19 protein-coding genes are annotated in these 17,471 nt (G+C 56.2%); 5 read left to right on the top strand and 14 right to left on the bottom strand.

Features of this window, described 5'->3' with window-relative positions:
* Nucleotides 1-2: 2 nt before the first annotated feature.
* The 7 genes from NG99_RS11655 to flgB form a co-directional block, all read right to left on the bottom strand.
* Nucleotides 3-701 (bottom strand): flagellar basal body L-ring protein FlgH, encoded by a 699-nt coding sequence (locus tag NG99_RS11655; protein WP_034892864.1) that lies wholly within the window; start codon nt 699-701, stop codon nt 3-5.
* A 123-nt stretch (nt 702-824) separates the two neighbouring features.
* Nucleotides 825-1,607, bottom strand: coding sequence for a flagellar basal-body rod protein FlgG (gene flgG, locus NG99_RS11650; protein WP_034892576.1), 783 nt, complete (start codon nt 1,605-1,607; stop codon nt 825-827).
* Between the two features lie 23 nt (nt 1,608-1,630).
* Entirely contained in the window at nt 1,631-2,386 is a 756-nt protein-coding gene (locus tag NG99_RS11645) for a flagellar basal body rod protein FlgF (protein ID WP_034892573.1), read from the bottom strand.
* Between the two features lie 11 nt (nt 2,387-2,397).
* Entirely contained in the window at nt 2,398-3,621 is a 1,224-nt protein-coding gene (gene flgE, locus NG99_RS11640; RefSeq protein ID WP_034892572.1) for a flagellar hook protein FlgE, read from the bottom strand.
* A 45-nt stretch (nt 3,622-3,666) separates the two neighbouring features.
* A complete protein-coding gene (locus tag NG99_RS11635) occupies nt 3,667-4,383 on the bottom strand; it encodes a flagellar hook assembly protein FlgD (protein ID WP_034892569.1) in 717 nt (238 codons plus the stop codon).
* 11 nt (nt 4,384-4,394) lie between these two features.
* Nucleotides 4,395-4,790 (bottom strand): flagellar basal body rod protein FlgC, encoded by a 396-nt coding sequence (flgC, locus tag NG99_RS11630; protein WP_034892566.1) that lies wholly within the window; start codon nt 4,788-4,790, stop codon nt 4,395-4,397.
* Between the two features lie 8 nt (nt 4,791-4,798).
* Entirely contained in the window at nt 4,799-5,212 is a 414-nt protein-coding gene (gene flgB, locus NG99_RS11625; protein WP_034892563.1) for a flagellar basal body rod protein FlgB, read from the bottom strand.
* A 316-nt stretch (nt 5,213-5,528) separates the two neighbouring features.
* On the opposite strand from flgB, the gene flgA reads away from it, so the two are divergent.
* From flgA to NG99_RS11610, 3 genes are all read left to right on the top strand, one after another.
* Complete coding sequence (gene flgA / locus NG99_RS11620) at nt 5,529-6,170, top strand: flagellar basal body P-ring formation chaperone FlgA (RefSeq protein WP_072017587.1); 642 nt, start codon at nt 5,529-5,531, stop codon at nt 6,168-6,170.
* A gap of 72 nt (nt 6,171-6,242) precedes the next feature.
* Entirely contained in the window at nt 6,243-6,524 is a 282-nt protein-coding gene (gene flgM / locus NG99_RS11615) for a flagellar biosynthesis anti-sigma factor FlgM (RefSeq protein WP_034892561.1), read from the top strand.
* A 14-nt stretch (nt 6,525-6,538) separates the two neighbouring features.
* Nucleotides 6,539-6,982: a flagella synthesis protein FlgN gene (locus NG99_RS11610; protein WP_034892558.1), complete on the top strand. Its 444-nt coding sequence runs from the start codon at nt 6,539-6,541 to the stop codon at nt 6,980-6,982.
* 59 nt (nt 6,983-7,041) lie between these two features.
* On the opposite strand, the gene cysC is transcribed toward NG99_RS11610, so the two are convergent.
* Genes cysC through cysG form a run of 4 tightly spaced genes read right to left on the bottom strand, consistent with a single transcriptional unit; the run spans nt 7,042 to nt 11,422 of the window.
* A complete protein-coding gene (cysC, locus tag NG99_RS11605; RefSeq protein WP_034892555.1) occupies nt 7,042-7,650 on the bottom strand; it encodes an adenylyl-sulfate kinase in 609 nt (202 codons plus the stop codon).
* Between the two features lies 1 nt (nt 7,651).
* Nucleotides 7,652-9,079, bottom strand: coding sequence for a sulfate adenylyltransferase subunit CysN (gene cysN, locus NG99_RS11600; RefSeq protein ID WP_034892552.1), 1,428 nt, complete (start codon nt 9,077-9,079; stop codon nt 7,652-7,654).
* A 9-nt stretch (nt 9,080-9,088) separates the two neighbouring features.
* Entirely contained in the window at nt 9,089-9,997 is a 909-nt protein-coding gene (gene cysD / locus NG99_RS11595) for a sulfate adenylyltransferase subunit CysD (RefSeq protein ID WP_034892549.1), read from the bottom strand.
* 9 nt (nt 9,998-10,006) lie between these two features.
* On the bottom strand, nt 10,007-11,422 hold the full coding sequence (cysG, locus tag NG99_RS11590; RefSeq protein ID WP_034892547.1) for a siroheme synthase CysG: 1,416 nt from the start codon (nt 11,420-11,422) through the stop codon (nt 10,007-10,009).
* 255 nt (nt 11,423-11,677) lie between these two features.
* On the opposite strand from cysG, the gene NG99_RS11585 reads away from it, so the two are divergent.
* Entirely contained in the window at nt 11,678-12,700 is a 1,023-nt protein-coding gene (locus NG99_RS11585; RefSeq protein ID WP_034892544.1) for an aminopeptidase, read from the top strand.
* A gap of 11 nt (nt 12,701-12,711) precedes the next feature.
* Complete coding sequence (locus NG99_RS11580) at nt 12,712-12,996, top strand: YciI family protein (protein ID WP_034892541.1); 285 nt, start codon at nt 12,712-12,714, stop codon at nt 12,994-12,996.
* Between the two features lie 96 nt (nt 12,997-13,092).
* Here NG99_RS11580 and NG99_RS11575 read toward each other — a convergent pair whose 3' ends face one another.
* From NG99_RS11575 to cysJ, 3 genes are read right to left on the bottom strand one after another with little or no spacing between them, the layout of a single operon-like run.
* The gene (locus NG99_RS11575; RefSeq protein ID WP_034892539.1) at nt 13,093-13,824 is read right to left on the bottom strand and encodes a phosphoadenylyl-sulfate reductase; all 732 of its coding nucleotides are present in this window, start codon (nt 13,822-13,824) and stop codon (nt 13,093-13,095) included.
* A gap of 12 nt (nt 13,825-13,836) precedes the next feature.
* Nucleotides 13,837-15,552: an assimilatory sulfite reductase (NADPH) hemoprotein subunit gene (gene cysI, locus NG99_RS11570; protein ID WP_034892536.1), complete on the bottom strand. Its 1,716-nt coding sequence runs from the start codon at nt 15,550-15,552 to the stop codon at nt 13,837-13,839.
* Nucleotides 15,552-17,357: an NADPH-dependent assimilatory sulfite reductase flavoprotein subunit gene (cysJ, locus tag NG99_RS11565; RefSeq protein WP_034892533.1), complete on the bottom strand. Its 1,806-nt coding sequence runs from the start codon at nt 17,355-17,357 to the stop codon at nt 15,552-15,554. Before cysJ ends, cysI begins: the two co-directional genes overlap by 1 nt.
* Between the last annotated feature and the right edge of the window lie 114 nt (nt 17,358-17,471).

Raw genomic sequence — 17,471 nt, 5'->3', positions numbered from 1 at the left:
ATTCAAAAAGGAGAGATATTAAGGAAGAAACGCTGCAACCAGCCCATCTGCTGCGACTCATTGATATAACCGTTGCCGACGTATTCAATCCGGGCATCCGACACTAAGGTAGAGACAACCGCATTGTTGCCGCTGATCGTGCGCGGATTGACTACCCCGGAAAAGCGGATGAATTCAGTTCCCTGATTGATGGCGATCTGCTTTTCTCCAACCACATTCAGATTACCGTTAGCCAGTACCTGATTCACCGTGACGGTAATCGTTCCGCTGAAGGTATTTTTAGCGGCGGCCCCGCCCTTGCCGGAAAAGTCGTTATTGCCGTTAATGGAGGTATTGGCTTTGTCGCCGCCAAACAGGCCGGAAAGAAGCTTGGGGACGGTTTCAAACGATAATCCGCTCTTCGCATCGCGCGAGGCGTTGGCTGACGAGCTTTTACTGGCGCTGACGTTTTCCTGCAAAATGATCGTCAGCGTATCGCCAACGTTTCTTGGGCGCCGATCTTCAAACATCGGCTGATAACCATAGTTCATCAGCTGCCCGCTCTGGAAAATAGAGCCGTGCGTGACCTCAGGTTGGTCAATCTGCATCGGGCTGGCCGTGGTAGCTCCCGCTACCAGTGGTTTGTGGGGTAAGTAAGCACAGCCAGACAGTAAAAATGTCAGCATCACGGCGAACCGCTGGCTTTTAACAAGTCCTTTCATCAGCGTATTACTGACGTCGTTACTCTCAGCACATTTCCCTGAGCAGAGGGTCTTTTTCATGTTTACACCAGGGTGAAATCGGTTACGCCCCGGCTTGATACCAAGCCGGGGTCAGGGCAATGATTAGAGTTGAGACAGACGTTGCAGCATCTGATCGGAGGTTGAAACCGCTTTGCTGTTAATTTCGTAGGCGCGCTGAGTCTGGATCATATTGACCAGCTCTTCGGCCACGTTAACGTTGGAGGTTTCAACATAGCCTTGCTTCAGCGTCCCGGTGCCGTTCAGACCGGGCGTTGACTCATTTGGCGCACCGGAAGATTGCGTTTCGCGATACAAATTCTCACCTATGCTTTCCAGCCCGGAATTATTGATAAACGAGCTTAAGGTCAACTGGCCTACCTGCTGCGGCGCGGTCTGTCCGGCAATCGTCACGCTGACAATGCCATCATTGCCCACCGTCAACGTTTGCGCATCCTGAGGGATAGAAATAGCCGGTTGGATCTGATAGCCGTTGGCGGTAACCAACTGCCCATTCTGGTCGAACTGGAACGAGCCATCGCGGGTATATCCTGTGCTGCCATCAGGCAATAGCACCTGGAAAAAGCCTTCCCCCTGAATCGCCACATCCTTACTGTTATTGGTCTGAGTCAGACCGCCCTGGCTGTGAATGCGCTCGGTGGCGACAGGCCTCACGCCGGTGCCCAGCTGTAAGCCAGAGGGAATAGTGGTTTGTTCAGAAGACTGAGCGCCCGGCTGGCGTAGCGTTTGATACAGTAAATCTTCAAATACTGCCCGCTGACGTTTAAAACCATTAGTACTGACGTTAGCGAGGTTGTTGGATATCACATCCATATTGGTCTGCTGAGCTTCCAGACCAGTTTTAGCAATCCATAAAGAACGGATCATAACGACTCTCTCCTTGCTGAGAATTAACCTAAGTTCAGTAGCTGATTAGATTTTTTCTCGTTGTCGTCCACCGCAGAAATGATCTTCATATTCATATCAAAGCCACGGGCATTGGCGATCATTTCGACCATTGATTTCACTGGGCTGACGTTGCTGCTTTCCAGCGCGCCAGGCGTGAGCTTCATCTGAAGATCGGCGGGCAGCGTTTCCCCCCTTTCAGCCGCCGCGCTGGCGGTAACGTGAAACAGGCCATCGTCGCCGTTTTGTAACGTATAGGGTCCGGCATTAACTATTTTGATCTTACCTACCAGCGCCAGCGCAGAGGGTTCATCCCCGGCGCCCAGCGCGGTGATGGATCCATCTGGCGCGATGGTTAGCTGCGCCTGAGGCGGCGCAGCAATCGGGCCGCCATCGCCGAGTAGTGGCAAACCGCGAACGGTCAGCGCTCCTTCACTGTCGATTTCGATGTTGCCGTTGCGGGTATAGGCTTCCCGGCCATCCGACATCTGAACCGCCAGCCAGCCATCCTGCGGCAGCGCCACGTCCAGCGACCGCCCGGTGGTATTAATCGTGCCAACGCTGTAGTCGTTGTAGGGGGTGGACGCCGTCACCAGCGTCCTGGTTGGTATTGAGTCCCCCTCCACCGCTACCGCGCGAAATGCGGCGACCTGTGCACGAAAGCCGCTGGTGGAAACGTTCGCCAGGTTGTTGGCGGTAACGGCCTGTCGGTTGAGCGAGGCGTTCGCTGCCCCCAACGCGGTATAGATGGCATGATCCATACGATGAATCCTTAACGCAGGTTGACGAGCGTCTGCAACAGCTCAGACTGGGTTTTAATCGTCTGGGAGTTGGACTGATAGTTGCGCTGATAAATGATCATACTGACCATCTCTTTGCTCAGATCCACATTCGACGCCTCCAGCTTGTTGCCGTACAGGCTACCGAGGTTGCCTGTACCGGCCAGGCCTTCAACCGGCTGCCCTGATTCTGGCGTCTCCTGCCAGCAGTTGTTGCCGGAAGAGGAAAGGCCGCCCGGATTGGTAAAGTTGCTCAGCACGACCTGGCCCAGAATCTGCTTTTCGCCGTTATCATAAGACGCGATGATCTGGCCGCCATCCCCGACGGTGTAGCCGTTCATCAGTCCCGGCGGATAGCCGTTAGTGGACGGGCTGGACATGGCGGTTTCGGTAGCCTGCTGAGTCATCCCGGCCATATTCAGATTAAAGTCCAGCGGATTGGCTCCTTTCCAGCTGTCGCTCTGCACGTTCAACGAAGCGGGAGTGGTCGTCAGCTGGCCGGAAGCATCAAACGTCAGGTCCAGCTCACCATAGGTGACGTCACCGCCCGCCGTAGCCGGAGAGGTGGTGTCGCTGGAGTAGGCTTTCCAGGTGTTATCGCCGGTTTTAACGAAATAAACGTTGACCGTATGCTCATTGCCGAGGCTGTCATAAGCGGTCACCTGGTTAACCGAACTGTAGCTGTTGGCGTCAGAGGGATCGAACGGGTTTGCGGTCTGATCAACCACTTCGGTGCCGGAATCGAGGTTGCCGCGCATGGTGCCGCTGTCAGAGGCTTTCGCCATCATCTCGCCGGTTGGGATCTGAATCGGGCCAATAGCCGCGCCGGCCTGGATAGACGGCGGCGTACCGGTAGCCTGATAGCCGGTTAAGAACATATTCTGATTATTGATGATGTAGCCGTTAGCATCGGTTTTGAACTGGCCGTTACGGCTGTAAAAGGCCCGTCCGGCTTCATCGGTCAGACGGAAGAAACCGTTGCCCTGAATCCCCATATCCAGGCTGGTATTGCCCTGCCCCAGCACCCCATCGCTGAAGTTCTGATTAACGGAGGAAACCTGAACGCCCATGCCAATCTGTGAACCGGCAAAGACATCCGCGAAAGCGATAGAACCAGATTTGAACCCTACGGTCTGCGAGTTGGCGATGTTATTACCCACCACGTCCAGAGCCGATAAAGCAGCATTTAAGCCACTAAGACCTTGTGAAAAACTCATTACTTTTTCCCTAAGTATTAAATGTGTAAAACAGCGTTGTGGGGGTTACTCAATCATGTAAACTTCGCCCAGTGACGCAGTACCGTCCAGGCCCAGCTGAAGTTCCGCGCCGGATTGGGTAAAGGAGACGCCTTCAACTTTGGCTTTTTTCAGGGCGGTGATTTCAGGTTTAGAGCCATCGTCATTGACGGCAGCGTAAGTTACCGTGAAGCTGGCGCCATCCATGTCGCGAGGATCGGCTGGCTGGAAATTGCTCAGATCGGACAGGGAATATTTATTCACCCCCGCTTTCACCTCATTCAGCTCGGCGGTATAAGCATTGCCCGCGCTGTCCGTTAAGGTCACCGTCACTTTGTCGACGCCGCTGTTTACCGAGAAGGCAAACTCTTTATTGCCATCTTCCGCGGTAGAAACTACGGAGTCGCCCTCAATCAGCACATGACGTCCTACCCAGTCGGCGGCATTCATCTGCTGCATACTGGTGACCAGCATCCCCACGCCGTTTAAGGTGCCGTTCAACTGCTGAACGCCTGCCGCCGTATTGAACTGCGCCAGCTGCGTGGTCAGCTGATTGTTATCCATCGGATTAGTCGGGTCCTGGTTTTGCATCTGGGCAACCAGCAGCGTCATAAAATTATTCATTAACTCGTCAACGCTGGACCCCATCCCCACCCCTCCTGAGGAGGAGGTACTTTCGCCGCTGGTTGTTTTCGCGACGCTGCCTGACTGTGTCGTGCTGTTCATTACCGCTGAAACTGCCATGTCACTGCTCCTTACTGGCCTAACGTCAGGGTTTTCAGCATCAGTGATTTCGCCGTATTCATCACCTCAACATTGGCCTGATAGCTGCGAGAGGCTGAGATGGTATTGACCATTTCACCTATCACGTCGATATCCGGCATCCGCACATAGCCTTTATCGTTCGCCAGCGGATTACCCGGCTCATAGACCAGCTTGCCCTCAGACTGGCTCTCAACCACTTCACTGACATGGACGCCGCCGATCCCCTGGCTGCTGCTTTGAAAAATGACGTGCTTCGCCCGATAGGGCTGACCATCCGCGCTGGTAACGCTTTCTGCGTTGGCCATATTGCTGGCGCTGACATTAAGTCGCTGCGACTGTGCGCGCATCGCCGAACCTGAAATATCAAATACATTGAAAATTGACATTACTATCCTTATCCCTGGCTGAGGACGGTCATCATGCTTTTAAATTGCGCGCCGAGAAAAGTTAAGTTGGACTGATATTTAACCGAGTTATCAGCAAAATTAACGCGCTCGCGATCCATATCTACCGTATTACCATCCGCGGAGGGCTGATCGGGAACACGATAAAGCAATTCACTGTTGGCAAAGGGGGCAGCCTCCGCTTTAATATGACGACTGGAAGTCATATTCAACGTTAATGGCCCGGCGACATTTTTCTGTTGCTCTAATACATTTTTAAGTGATTGTGAAAAATCGATATCCCGGGCCATATAGCCTGGCGTATCGGCATTAGCAATATTAGAAGCTAATATTTCCTGACGGTGATTGAGGAGTTTTAGCGCTTCCTGCTGAAATCGTAAATCATTATCTAGCTTATCAAGCATGATTTATCCTTAACGCTCCCTTTTAACAAATCATGAGATCAGTCTACGTGCAGAAGGCATTTTTTTAAACTGCAAAGTCAGCACAAATACAGTGGCATTTCACGGCTTAATTTTTTCTGGCGTTATTAACCGGCTAACGATACATATAGCCTCAAAAATGCGCGTTTCAAACCACATTGTTTACTTCTCCTCTCCTGTATACTTATCTCTCATCGGAATATTTACTGTTTATCTTTCTTTCAGGATGCTGTTGAGTATGGCAACGCCGCGAGTCTTATTTTTGATTATTAGCATACTGTTACTGATAGTAAATACCATGATATCCCATGCTAAAACGCCGGTTATAAATCCGTTAACGATTCGTATTGCCGGGATGTTAAATACCGCCAGCAGCGCGTCAGGTAATAATATTGTGCAACACGTTACCCTCCTTACGCCGCCTGAACAGCTGGCTACGCTATGTGAAAAGCCAGACATAACCCTGCCTGCGGGGAACCGCCTTGCCGGCAAGCGCAGCGTTGCCGTACGCTGCGGCGAAAAAAAACGTTTCATCCAGATTCATATTGCGGCTGAAGGGAGCTACTGGGTCACCAGTCGGCCGCTAAAAAAAGGGCATGTTCTGACCTCAGAGGATATTCGTCCTCGCAGGGGGTCGCTGGAGCATTTGCCCAGCGGGCTGCTCTTTTCCACCAACGCGGTGACTGGCGCTGTCATTACCCGCAACATGCAGTCCGGCCAGCCGCTGACGGAAAATGTGCTGCGCAAACGCTGGAAAGTGGTGAGCGGTGCAAAAGTGGATGCGATCACGACCGGTGAAGGCTTCAGGATCCGCGCCCAGGGGAAAGCGCTGGACAATGCGACGCAGCACGGCACGCTGCGGGTGCGGTTGAATTCAGGCAAAATCGTTGCCGGAAAAGTGAACGAAAACGGCGATGTGCTAATTAATCCGGTAAATTGATTTTAGTTTTTTCTGCTTTGTACCGTTATTACTAGCATTGGCGGATATAACAGCAAAATGATGAGGATCACCATGACTATCGAACGGGCACAACCCACTTCGCAAATCACCAGCCTGGCCCAGCGCGATCTCAGGCTGCCTGGCAAAGCCCAGCCGCAGACGGCAGAACCGGTTCAGAGTAGCGAAAAAGGCAGCACGGTGAAAATCAGTGCCGAAGCGATCAATATCATGCGCGACACATCGCAGGATGTGGACTTTGAGCGCATAGAACAAGTGACTCAGGCCCTCGCCTCAGGGGAGTATCTGATCGACAGCGATAAGATCGCGGAAGCTATGTTGCGGGATGTTTATTGATTCACGGGTTCCCGATGGAAAACTTACACACCACGTTGATGACGTTACAGAGCACGCTGGAGAGTTTGCTGGTCACCTTGCAGGAAGAGAATAGCCAGCTTAGCGCACTGAAGATTAATCCGGTGTCGCTACAAAGGGTTTCGGATGCAAAAAGCCGCTTATTATCCACCGTTGCCTGGCATGATGCGCAACGGCAACAACAAGAAGGAGCGATGGCGATAGCGGCCCCTTACGCGCGGCATCCCCGGCTGGCAAGCTGCTGGCATGAAATCACCCAGGTAGTGATACGTTCAAATGAGATCAATCATAAAAATCGTATGCTGCTGGAGAGACATATGAAAACGTCTCGCGAAATGCAGGAAGTCATTGTTAAAGCAGGAATCAATAATACGTTGTATGGCTCAAAGGGGCAGGCTACGACCTCTTTATCTGGCAGAGCCTGCAATCTTAAAATCTAGCCAACTTGTCTTTATGTGCCTCTTGAGCTTTCCGCAGGGAAAGCTCTTTTTTTTTGACTTCAGGATGTCATCACGCCGTCACTGCGCAGCCGTTTCAGCACCTGTACCAGCAGAGCGGGGACCGCCTGCTCGCCATCAAGATGAATTTCAGCCTGCGCGGGCGCCTCATAAACGCCATCAATACCGGTAAAATTACGCAGCTCGCCAGCCCGCGCCTTCTTGTACAGCCCTTTCGGATCGCGGGCTTCACAGATCGCCAGCGGCGTGTCGACAAACACCTCGATAAAACGCCCTTCTCCCAGCATATCCCGCACCATCTGTCGTTCCGCACGGTGAGGAGAGATAAAGGCGCTCAGCACCACCAGCCCGGCATCGACCATCAGCCTGGCCACTTCGCCCACCCGGCGGATATTTTCTTTACGGTCATCATCACTAAAGCCGAGATCACGACACAGGCCGTGGCGGACATTGTCCCCGTCCAGCAGATAGGTGCTGACGCCCAGCTGGTGCAGCGCCTGCTCGACAGCGCCGGCCACGGTGGATTTTCCAGAGCCCGAGAGGCCGGTAAACCACAGCAGCACGCCTTTGTGTCCGTGCTGCTCCTCGCGCTGCGCACGCGTTACCGCGTGCGAATGCCAGATGACGTTTTCATCGTGTTCCGCCGCCATCTTATTTGCCGCCCAGAAGATCGCGTGCGCCCCAGTGCGGGAAGTGACGGCGAACCAGCGCGTTCAGCTCCAGCTCAAATGCGCTGAAATCACCGCGATCCTGTTGCACATCATGCTGCGGCTCACGGACCATGCCAGCGCCTACGGTCACGTTGCTCAGGCGGTCGATTAAGATCATCCCGCCGGTAACCGGGTTTTCCTGATAGTTATCCAGCACCATCGGCTCATCAAACGTCAGGTCGACCAGGCCGATACCGTTCAGCGGCAGGCTCTCCGTGTCATGCTCAGCCAGGCTGTTAATCTCAACCTGATGGCGGATCTTCTCCACTCGAGCGCGGGTTTTCTTACCGGCAATCTTAATATCGTAGCTCTGGCCCGGCACCAGCGGCTGCTCGGCCATCCATACCACGTCGACCAATGCGGCCTGCACCGGCTTCAGTACGGCGTCGGCGGCGACCAGCAGGTCGCCACGGCTGATATCAATCTCATCCTTCAGCACCAGGGTAATCGCTTCACCCGCCTGCGCCACGTCCAGATCGCCATCAAAGGTGACGATGCGGGCCACGGTGGATTCAACGCCTGAAGGCAGCACCTTGACGCGCTGGCCGACGGTCACCAGGCCCGAAGCCAGCGTACCGGCATAGCCACGAAAATCCAGGTTTGGCCGGTTAACGTACTGCACCGGGAAACGCATCGGCTGATTTTCCACCACGCGATGCACTTCCACCGTCTCCAGCACGTCCAGCAGCGTTGGGCCGGTATACCAGCTCATCGCCTCGCCTGGGGAGGCAACATTTTCGCCTTCCAGCGCCGACAGGGGTACAAAGCGGATATCGAGATCGGCTGGCAGCTGACCGGCAAAGTCCAGGTAATCCTGTTTGATCTGCTCGAAGGTAGCTTCGCTGTACTCAACCAGATCCATTTTATTGATCGCTACAATCAGGTGTTTGATGCCCAGCAGCGTAGAGATAAAGCTGTGGCGGCGAGTCTGATCCAGCACGCCTTTACGCGCGTCAATCAGCAGGATAGCCAGATCGCAGGTTGAAGCGCCGGTCGCCATGTTGCGGGTGTACTGCTCGTGCCCTGGCGTGTCGGCGATAATAAATTTGCGCTTTTCGGTAGAGAAATAGCGGTAGGCCACATCAATAGTGATGCCCTGTTCGCGTTCGGCCTGCAGGCCATCCACCAGCAGCGCCAGATCCAGCTTTTCACCCTGCGTCCCGTGACGCTTGCTGTCATTATGCAGCGAAGAGAGCTGATCTTCATAAATCTGACGGGTATCGTGGAGCAGGCGGCCAATCAGCGTGCTCTTGCCATCGTCGACGCTGCCACAGGTCAGAAAGCGCAGCAGGCTTTTATGCTGCTGAGCGTGGAGCCAGGCTTCGACGCCGCCCTGTTCGGCAATTTGTTGTGCAATGACGGTATTCATCTCGGCTCCTTAGAAATAACCCTGGCGTTTCTTCAGCTCCATTGAGCCGGACTGGTCGCGGTCAATTACGCGGCCCTGACGTTCACTGGTGGTGGAAACCAGCATCTCTTCAATGATCGAAGGCAGCGTCTGCGCTTCGGATTCCACCGCACCGGTCAGCGGCCAGCAGCCAAGCGTGCGGAAACGCACCATCCGCTGTTTAATCACTTCGCCAGGCTGGAGATCAATACGATCGTCATCAATCATCATCAGCATACCGTCACGCTCCAGTACCGGGCGCTCTGCGGCCAGATACAGCGGCACAATCTCAATGTTTTCCAGGAAGATATACTGCCAGATATCCAGCTCAGTCCAGTTGGAGAGCGGGAACACGCGGATGCTTTCGCCTTTGTTGATCTGGCCGTTATAGTTGTGCCACAGCTCAGGACGCTGATTCTTCGGATCCCAGCGGTGGAAACGATCGCGGAACGAGTAAATACGCTCTTTGGCCCGCGATTTTTCTTCATCACGGCGGGCACCGCCAAAAGCGGCGTCGAAACCATATTTATTCAGCGCCTGCTTCAGGCCTTCGGTTTTCATGATATCGGTATGCTTGGCGCTGCCGTGCACAAACGGGTTGATCCCCATCGCCACGCCTTCCGGGTTTTTATGTACCAGCAGCTCAGCGCCGATGTTTTTCACCGTGCGGTCGCGGAACTCGTACATTTCACGGAATTTCCAGCCGGTATCCACATGCAGCAGCGGAAACGGCAGCGTGCCGGGATAAAACGCTTTGCGCGCCAGGTGCAGCATCACGGAAGAGTCCTTGCCGATGGAGTACATCATCACCGGGTTGCCAAACTCCGCCGCCACTTCACGGATGATATGGATACTTTCCGCTTCCAGTTGACGCAGGTGAGTGAGTCGTTTTTGATCCATAATCTTTCCTCAAGCCAAATTCACAACGGCGGAGTCACGTCCGTCTCGCTGTGCTGAATGTTGAAACCATGCCAACTGCTGGTGCAGGTTGACCACTTCCCCCACAACCAACAGCGCCGGCGTCGGGGCGCGCTGCGCTAATGCTTCTAATTCTTCCAGCGTCCCGGTCAGCACCTGCTGATCCTGACGTGTCCCGCGGCCAATCACCGCCACCGGCGTTTGGGCGTTACGACCATGCGCGATAAGCTGCGCGGAAATCTCCGCCGCCTTCACGGTGCCCATGTAGATAGCCAGCGTCTGGCGGCTGCGCGCCATCGACGGCCAGTCGATACCTTCGCCGTCAGTGCGGCAGTGACCGGTAATAAACATCGCGCTCTGCGCATAGTCACGGTGGGTCAGCGGGATGCCCGCATAGGCAGTAGCCCCGGCGGCAGCGGTCACGCCGGGCACCACCTGGAAAGGAATACCGGCCTCAACGGCCGCCTGTAGCTCTTCGCCGCCGCGACCAAAAATAAACGGGTCGCCGCCCTTCAGCCGCACCACGCGTTTACCTTGTTTCGCCAGTTCCACCAGCAGACGATTGGTCTCTTGCTGGGTAACGCTGTGCGCACTGGCGCGCTTACCAACGCAGATGCGATCGGCGTCGCGCCGCACCAGGTCCAGAATTTCGTCGCTGACCAGATGGTCATACAGCACCACGTCCGCCAGCTGCATCACCTGCAAGCCGCGCAGCGTCAGCAGCCCCGGATCGCCAGGGCCTGCGCCAACCAGGATGATCTCGCCTTCGCCGGCGTCCGGGTTCTCCAGCTGCGTATCCAGCGTGCGTTTTGCGCCCTCGATATTGCCGGAGGCGACCTGGCTGGCAAACAGACCGTTGAAGGCCGCCTCCCAGAAGCGGCGGCGTGCTGACATCTTGTCGAACCGCTGCTTCACTTTATGCCGCCACTGACCGGCGATAGACGCCATCTGGCCAAGGTTCGCGGGCAGCAGGGCCTCCAGCTTCTCGCGCAGCAGGCGCGCCAGCACCGGCGCGGTGCCGCTGGAGGAGATCGCCACAACCAGCGGCGAACGGTCAACAATCGAAGGGAAGATAAAGGAACACTTGGGCTGATCGTCTACTACGTTGACCAGCAGCTGACGCTCGCTGGCTTCGGTATACACACGGGCATTAAGCGCGCTGTCGTCCGTCGCGGCAATCACCAGCCAGACGCTATCCAGCAGCGAGGTTTGATAGGCTTTGGCGACCCAACTGACGGAGCCGATGTTTTCCAACGCGGTCAGTTCCTCGCACAGCGCTCGGGCAGCAATCTGCACCTTTGCACCCGCACGACGCAGCAGCTCAATCTTGCGAGCAGCCACGTCCCCGCCGCCGACAATCAGCACCGGTTTGTTTCGGATGTCAGCAAAAATTGGGAGATAATCCACGTCGGCCTTTTTCGTTATTTACACAATGTTAACGAGACTATACGGCCCTGGCTTAAGCCTTATGAAATTACTAATTGGAATGAGTAGTTACTGAATGGAATAACGTTTTGGCAAAGCATCAGACAAAATGTGCTTAACGGATGATATTTAGGACATTTCAGAGAGATTGAAATTGTGCAATCGCCATCACACTTTCATACTGTTCGCGTAAATCTTTTCGCCAGAACGTCACAGGATGACGACTAAGGATAAGCCATGTTTTCCCGACTCCGCCTGCGCGCGCTAGCCGTGCTGCTCAGCTGCGGTGCTATTTTTCCTCTTCAGGCCGCCAGTCAGCCTGAAGGCCACTTCGCTGAACAGCAGCTGCGCCATATCGCTACCTATTTTCCAGGCCGCATGGCGGGCAGCCCGGCAGAAATGCTGGCCGCAGACTACCTGCAACACCAGTTCAGCAGCATGGGCTATGAGAGCAACAAACGCAACTTTAACGCCAGCTATCAGTACCGCTCTCAGGATGGCCGCCTGACGCCCGGCAACGTCACCGCCACCTCTGTTATCGCGGCGCGGGCGGGCAAAGTGCCGCAGCAAATCGTCATTGTGACCCACACGGATACTTACCTGCCGCTGAGCGACAGCGATCGCCAGCATAACCTGGGCGGCCTGACGCTGCAGGGAGCGGACGATAACGCCTCCGGGCTGGGCGTGATGCTGGAGCTGGCGCAGCGGCTGAGTAAGGTTCCTCTGCACTACAGCCTGCGCTTTGTCGCCCTGAGCGGCGAAGAGTCAGGCCATCAGGGCGAGCAGGATTATCTCGACCGCCTGAAGCCGGAAGAGAAGAAAAATACCCTGCTGGTCATTAGCCTGGACAGCCTGATTGTGGGCGATAAACTCTATTTTGACAGCGGCAGCGCCACGCCAAAAGCCGTAGCCAGACAAACGCGCGATCGCGCGCTGGCCATTGCCCGCCAGTACGGGCTGGCCGCCACCACCAGCGGCGAAGCGCGCAAGCCGCCAGCGGAAGATCTGTTCGATAAGGCCGGTTTCCCGTTGCTTAGCGTACGCGCCGCTAACTGGGATCTGGGCAACAAGGATGGTCAGCAGCAGCGTGCCGCCAGTCGCCACTTCCCGCAGGGCACCAGCCGCCATCAGGCGTCGCTGGATAACCTCGCCTGGCTCGACCGCTGGTTACCGGGACGCATCACCCAGCGCACGCGCACTACCGTTAAAATTCTGCTGCCGCTAATCAGCGAACTGGCAAACCCTAAATCTGCAATCTAGCTGGAGTCACTATGTATATTGTTAGCCTGACCTATACCCGCCCGATGGACGAAGTGGATGCCGTACTGGATGCGCATTTAGCCTGGCTGGATAAATATTTCGCCGCGGGCGTTTTTATTGCTGCCGGCCGCAAAGATCCCCGCACTGGCGGCGTGATCATCGCGAACGATATCGATCGTGAACGGCTGAACACCGTTCTGCTGGAGGATGCTTTCCAGGCCGTAGCCGACTATGAGGTCACCAGAGTGAATGTGACCAGAGCCGCCGACGAGTTCTCCGCGCTGGTGGGCAGCTGAATAAAGCCGCGCTGCAGCGTGGGAAAGACCGGCTGGTAATAAAACGGCTCGCGTCATTGATGACGCGAGCCGTGTCTGGATCGTCAGGCGGGAGAGCTATTCATGCAGCCCGCATTCACGCTTCAGGCCGAAGAATCGGGTCTCTTCTTCTGCCATCCCCGGCTGCCATTTGCGGGTGGTATGCGTATCCCCGACGGAGAGGTAGCCCTGATCCCAGAGCGGATGATAGCCGAGGCCGTGCTCCTTCAGATACTGATGCACCTGGCGGTTATCCCAGTCGATGATCGGCAACACCTTGAAGACGCCGCGCTGGATCGCCAGCACCGGCAGATGCGCGCGGCTGCTGGACTGATCGCGGCGCAGGCCGGCGAACCAGCTCTGCCCGCCTAAACTTTCCAGCGCGCGGTTCATCGGCTCCACTTTGTTGATCTGGTTGTAGCGCTCAATCCCTTCCACGCCCTGTTCCCACAGCTTACCGTAGCGAGCCTCCTGCCAGGCCGCGCTGTGCTCAGCGCGAAACACCTTCAGGTTGAGCTTAAGCCTGTCGGTCAGCTCATCAATAAACCGGTAGGTTTCCGGGAACAGATAGCCGGTATCGGTGAGGATCACCGGGATATCCGGTTTCAGCTGGGTCACCAGATGCAGGCTGACCGCCGCCTGAATGCCGAAGCTGGAAGAGAGCACCGCTTCCCCCGGCAAATTCTCCAGCGCCCAGAGCACGCGCTGCTGGGCGGAAAGTTTCTCCAGCTTATTGTTCACTTCCGCCAGCGCCATGATGCGCTCAACTTTGGGTAATGCGTTCAGTGCAGAGAGATCGAGTACAGACATATCACGCCTCCGTCATGCCCAAAAATCGCGGGCCGGATCGACAACCGGTTTCACCACGCCCACGCGGACGGTGAAATCGCCAAAGCCTTCGTCGGCTTCGCGCTCTTTTGACCAGCGGCCCAGTAGTTCATCAAGGGTAGACAAAATTTCGTCTTCGGTGATGTTTTCACGGTACATTCGTGGGATGCGCGTACCGATGCGATTACCGCCCAGATGCAGGTTATAACGCCCCGGCGCCTTGCCCACCAGGCCTATCTCGGCGAGGAGCGCGCGACCGCAGCCGTTCGGGCAGCCGGTGACGCGCAGCACGATGTGCTCATCGCCGACGCCGTGCGACGTCATCAGGCCTTCCACTCGGGTAACAAAATCTGGCAGGAAGCGTTCTGCTTCGGCCATCGCCAGCGGGCAGGTCGGGAACGACACGCAGGCCATTGAGTTTTCACGCTGGGCGGTGACGCTCTCCATCAGGCCATGGCTGCGGGCCAGCGCTTCAATTTTCGGCTTCTCCGCTTCCGGCACGCCCGCCACGATCAGGTTCTGATTGGCGGTCAGGCGGAAATCACCCTGGTGAATTTTGGCTATTTCGGCAATGCCGGTTTTCAGCGGACGGCCAGGATAGTCCAGCAGGCGGCCGTTTTCGATAAACAGCGTGAGGTGCCAGCGATCGTCAATCCCCTTCACCCAGCCGATACGATCGCCACGCGTGGTAAAGGCATAAGGACGGATCGGTTCAAATTTAATCTGCGCACGCCGCTCAACTTCAGCCTTAAACGTCTCCACGCCGACGCGTTCCAGGGTGTACTTAGTCTTGGCATTTTTACGATCGGTACGATTACCCCAGTCGCGCTGGGTGGTTACCACCGCTTCGGCGACGGCCAGCGTCTTGTCGAGCGGCAGGAAGCCGAACTCGCTGGCGGTGCGGGCATAGGTCGCTTTATTGCCGTGATCGATTGACAGACCGCCGCCCACCAGCAGATTGAAGCCAATCAGCTTGCCGTTCTCCGCGATGGCTATAAAGTTCAGGTCGTTCGCGTGCAGATCCACGTCGTTGTGCGGCGGCACGACAATGGTGGTCTTGAACTTACGCGGCAGGTAGGTTTCACCCAGAATCGGCTCTTTGTCGGTGGTGGCGACCTTCTCCTGATCCAGCCAGATTTCAGCATAGGCGCGCGTTTGCGGCAGCAGATGCTCGGAAATTTTCTTCGCCCACTCCCAGGCTTCCTGATGCAGTTCAGACTCAACGGGGTTGGAACTGCACAGCACGTTACGGTTGACGTCGTTCGCGGTCGCCAGCGAATCCAGGCCGACTTCGCTCAGCATCTGGTGAGCCGGCTTGACGTTGCCTTTCAGGATACCGTGGAACTGGAAGGTCTGACGGTTAGTCAGGCGAATGCTGCCGTAAATCGTGTTGTCTTCGGCAAACTTGTCGATGCCCAGCCACTGTTTTGGCGTAATGACCCCGCCCGGCAGGCGGCAGCGCAGCATCATCGCATGACGCGGCTCCAGCTTCTGCTCCGCGCGCTCGGCGCGAATATCACGGTCGTCCTGCTGATACATGCCGTGAAAGCGGATCAGTAAAAAGTTATCGCCAGTAAAGCCACCGGTCAGACCATCCTGCAGATCGTCTGCGATGGTGCCGCGCAGGTAATTGCTCTCTTTTTTCAGGCGCTCTGCGTCGGTGAGTTTGCCTTCAACCACCAGCGGTCCAGGATGTTTTTCATTGCTCATTAGTAAACGTCTCGCTGATAACGGCGCTCAATGCGCAGCTCACTTAAAAATTCGTCGGCGGTCTCGGTATCCATGCCGCCGTGCTCGGCAACCAGCTCCAGCAGAGCCTGTTCCACATCTTTCGCCATGCGGTTTGCGTCGCCGCAGACGTATATATGCGCGCCCTGTTCAATCCAGCGCCACACCTCCGCTCCTTTGGCGCGGATTTTGTCCTGCACATACACCTTCTGCTGCTGGTCGCGGGACCAGGCCAGGTCGATGTTGGTCAGCAGGCCATCCTTCACGTAGCGCTGCCACTCGACCTGATAGAGGAAGTCGTCGGTGAAATGCGGGTTGCCGAAGAACAGCCAGTTTTTGCCTTCGGCTCCGTCGTTATCACGCTGCTGCATAAAGGCGCGGAACGGCGCGATGCCGGTGCCGGGCCCAATCATGATCACCGGCGTTTGCGGGTCAGCCGGCAGGCGGAAGTTGTCGTTGTGCTCGATAAACACGCGAACCTCGCCATCCTCTTCCAGCCGGTCGGCGAGGAAGCTGGAAGCGCCGCCAGCGCGAGCCCGACCGTCAATCTCGTAGCGCACCGCGCCGACGGTGATATGGACTTCGCTTTCGTTCTCGGCCTGTGAGGAGGCAATGGAATACAGGCGCGGCGTCAGCGGACGCAGAATGCTTGTCAGTTGCTCAGCAGTCAGCTCAACCGGCGCCTGGCGAACCATATCGACAATCGGCGTGCTCTGCACGTAATGCTGAAGCTGCGACTTCTCGCTAATCAGCCCCAGCAGCGTTTCATCACGGCACAGCTTGCCGTAGTGCTCAACGATCTGCGGCGTGTTCACCGTCAGTTCAAAATGCTTTTGCAGCGCCTCCGCCAGCGGCAGCGTCTGTTCGTTTACCGTAACCGGCTCATCGCCTTTCAGCCACAGCAGCTCAAGCAGCTCCTGCACCAGCGCCGGATCGTTCTCAAACCATACGCCCAGCGCATCGCCCGGCAGGTAGCGCAAGCCGGAGTCGCCCAGGTCGATTTCAAGGTGGCGCACGTCTTTATCCGAATCGCGACCGGTAATTTTCTGATTAACCGCCAGGCTGGCGGTCAGCGGCTGTTCTTTACTGTACGGGCTGCTGAACACCTCATTGACGGCGCCAGCGGCAGTCACAGCGGCAGCGGCAGGCGCTTCCGTCGGCACACGCGCCTTGAGAATATCGACAATCTGCTTGCGCCACTGTTCGGCGGCGACGGCATATTCCACATCGGCATCAACGCGGTCGAGCAGGCGCTCACCACCCATCTCCGCCAGCTTGCCGTCGAAGTCTTTCCCCGCCTGGCTGAAGAATTCATAAGAGGTATCGCCCAGGCCAAAGACGGCGAAGGCCGTCTTATCAAGCTTAGGCGCCTTTTTCGACATCAGGAACTTATGCAGCGCCACCGCCTCTTCCGGCGGTTCACCCTCGCCCTGGGTGGAGGTCACCACGATCAGCAGTTTTTCCTGCGCTATCTGCTTAAATTTATAATCACCGGCTTTCACCAGGTTGACGTTCAGCTTCGCCGCGAGAAGGTCGTCACGCAGCTGTTCGGCCACGCGACGGGCGTTACCGGTCTGGGAGGCTGACAGCAGCGTAATCGTCGGGACATCCGCTGGTGCGGGAGCGCTCACCGGCGCTGCGCCAGGCGCCTGGTTAACCTGGCCCCAAAAATAGCCGGAGAGCCATGCCAACTGCGTGGCGGATAAATCCCCGGTGGCCGCCTGCAAACGGGCGAGTTGTTCCGCATTCAGTGGCAGCAGAGAGCCTGGAGGTGCCTGAGTCGTCATTGCGTTGAAAATTCCAGTATCGAAGGTCCGGGCCGTAAAAACAGCAAGATGAGAGTAGGTTAGCGACAAGCATAATAACCATTAAATAAGGGTTGGTAATAATAAATAACCAAA

It is taken from the genome of Erwinia typographi (assembly GCF_000773975.1).
Classification (GTDB): Bacteria; Pseudomonadota; Gammaproteobacteria; order Enterobacterales; family Enterobacteriaceae; genus Erwinia; species Erwinia typographi.
This window is presented reverse-complemented; position numbering and strand designations above follow the sequence as displayed.

Bases quoted from the DNA above. Each gene is read 5' to 3' on its own strand.
- NG99_RS11655 (WP_034892864.1), bottom strand. From the start codon at position 701: ATGAAAGGACTTGTTAAAAGCCAGCGGTTCGCCGTGATGCTGACATTT.
- flgG (WP_034892576.1), bottom strand. From the start codon at position 1,607: ATGATCCGTTCTTTATGGATTGCTAAAACTGGTCTGGAAGCTCAGCAG.
- NG99_RS11645 (WP_034892573.1), bottom strand. From the start codon at position 2,386: ATGGATCATGCCATCTATACCGCGTTGGGGGCAGCGAACGCCTCGCTC.
- flgE (WP_034892572.1), bottom strand. From the start codon at position 3,621: ATGAGTTTTTCACAAGGTCTTAGTGGCTTAAATGCTGCTTTATCGGCT.
- NG99_RS11635 (WP_034892569.1), bottom strand. From the start codon at position 4,383: ATGGCAGTTTCAGCGGTAATGAACAGCACGACACAGTCAGGCAGCGTC.
- flgC (WP_034892566.1), bottom strand. From the start codon at position 4,790: ATGTCAATTTTCAATGTATTTGATATTTCAGGTTCGGCGATGCGCGCA.
- flgB (WP_034892563.1), bottom strand. From the start codon at position 5,212: ATGCTTGATAAGCTAGATAATGATTTACGATTTCAGCAGGAAGCGCTA.
- flgA (WP_072017587.1), top strand. From the start codon at position 5,529: ATGATATCCCATGCTAAAACGCCGGTTATAAATCCGTTAACGATTCGT.
- flgM (WP_034892561.1), top strand. From the start codon at position 6,243: ATGACTATCGAACGGGCACAACCCACTTCGCAAATCACCAGCCTGGCC.
- NG99_RS11610 (WP_034892558.1), top strand. From the start codon at position 6,539: ATGGAAAACTTACACACCACGTTGATGACGTTACAGAGCACGCTGGAG.
- cysC (WP_034892555.1), bottom strand. From the start codon at position 7,650: ATGGCGGCGGAACACGATGAAAACGTCATCTGGCATTCGCACGCGGTA.
- cysN (WP_034892552.1), bottom strand. From the start codon at position 9,079: ATGAATACCGTCATTGCACAACAAATTGCCGAACAGGGCGGCGTCGAA.
- cysD (WP_034892549.1), bottom strand. From the start codon at position 9,997: ATGGATCAAAAACGACTCACTCACCTGCGTCAACTGGAAGCGGAAAGT.
- NG99_RS11585 (WP_034892544.1), top strand. From the start codon at position 11,678: ATGTTTTCCCGACTCCGCCTGCGCGCGCTAGCCGTGCTGCTCAGCTGC.
- NG99_RS11580 (WP_034892541.1), top strand. From the start codon at position 12,712: ATGTATATTGTTAGCCTGACCTATACCCGCCCGATGGACGAAGTGGAT.
- NG99_RS11575 (WP_034892539.1), bottom strand. From the start codon at position 13,824: ATGTCTGTACTCGATCTCTCTGCACTGAACGCATTACCCAAAGTTGAG.
- cysI (WP_034892536.1), bottom strand. From the start codon at position 15,552: ATGAGCAATGAAAAACATCCTGGACCGCTGGTGGTTGAAGGCAAACTC.
- cysJ (WP_034892533.1), bottom strand. From the start codon at position 17,357: ATGACGACTCAGGCACCTCCAGGCTCTCTGCTGCCACTGAATGCGGAA.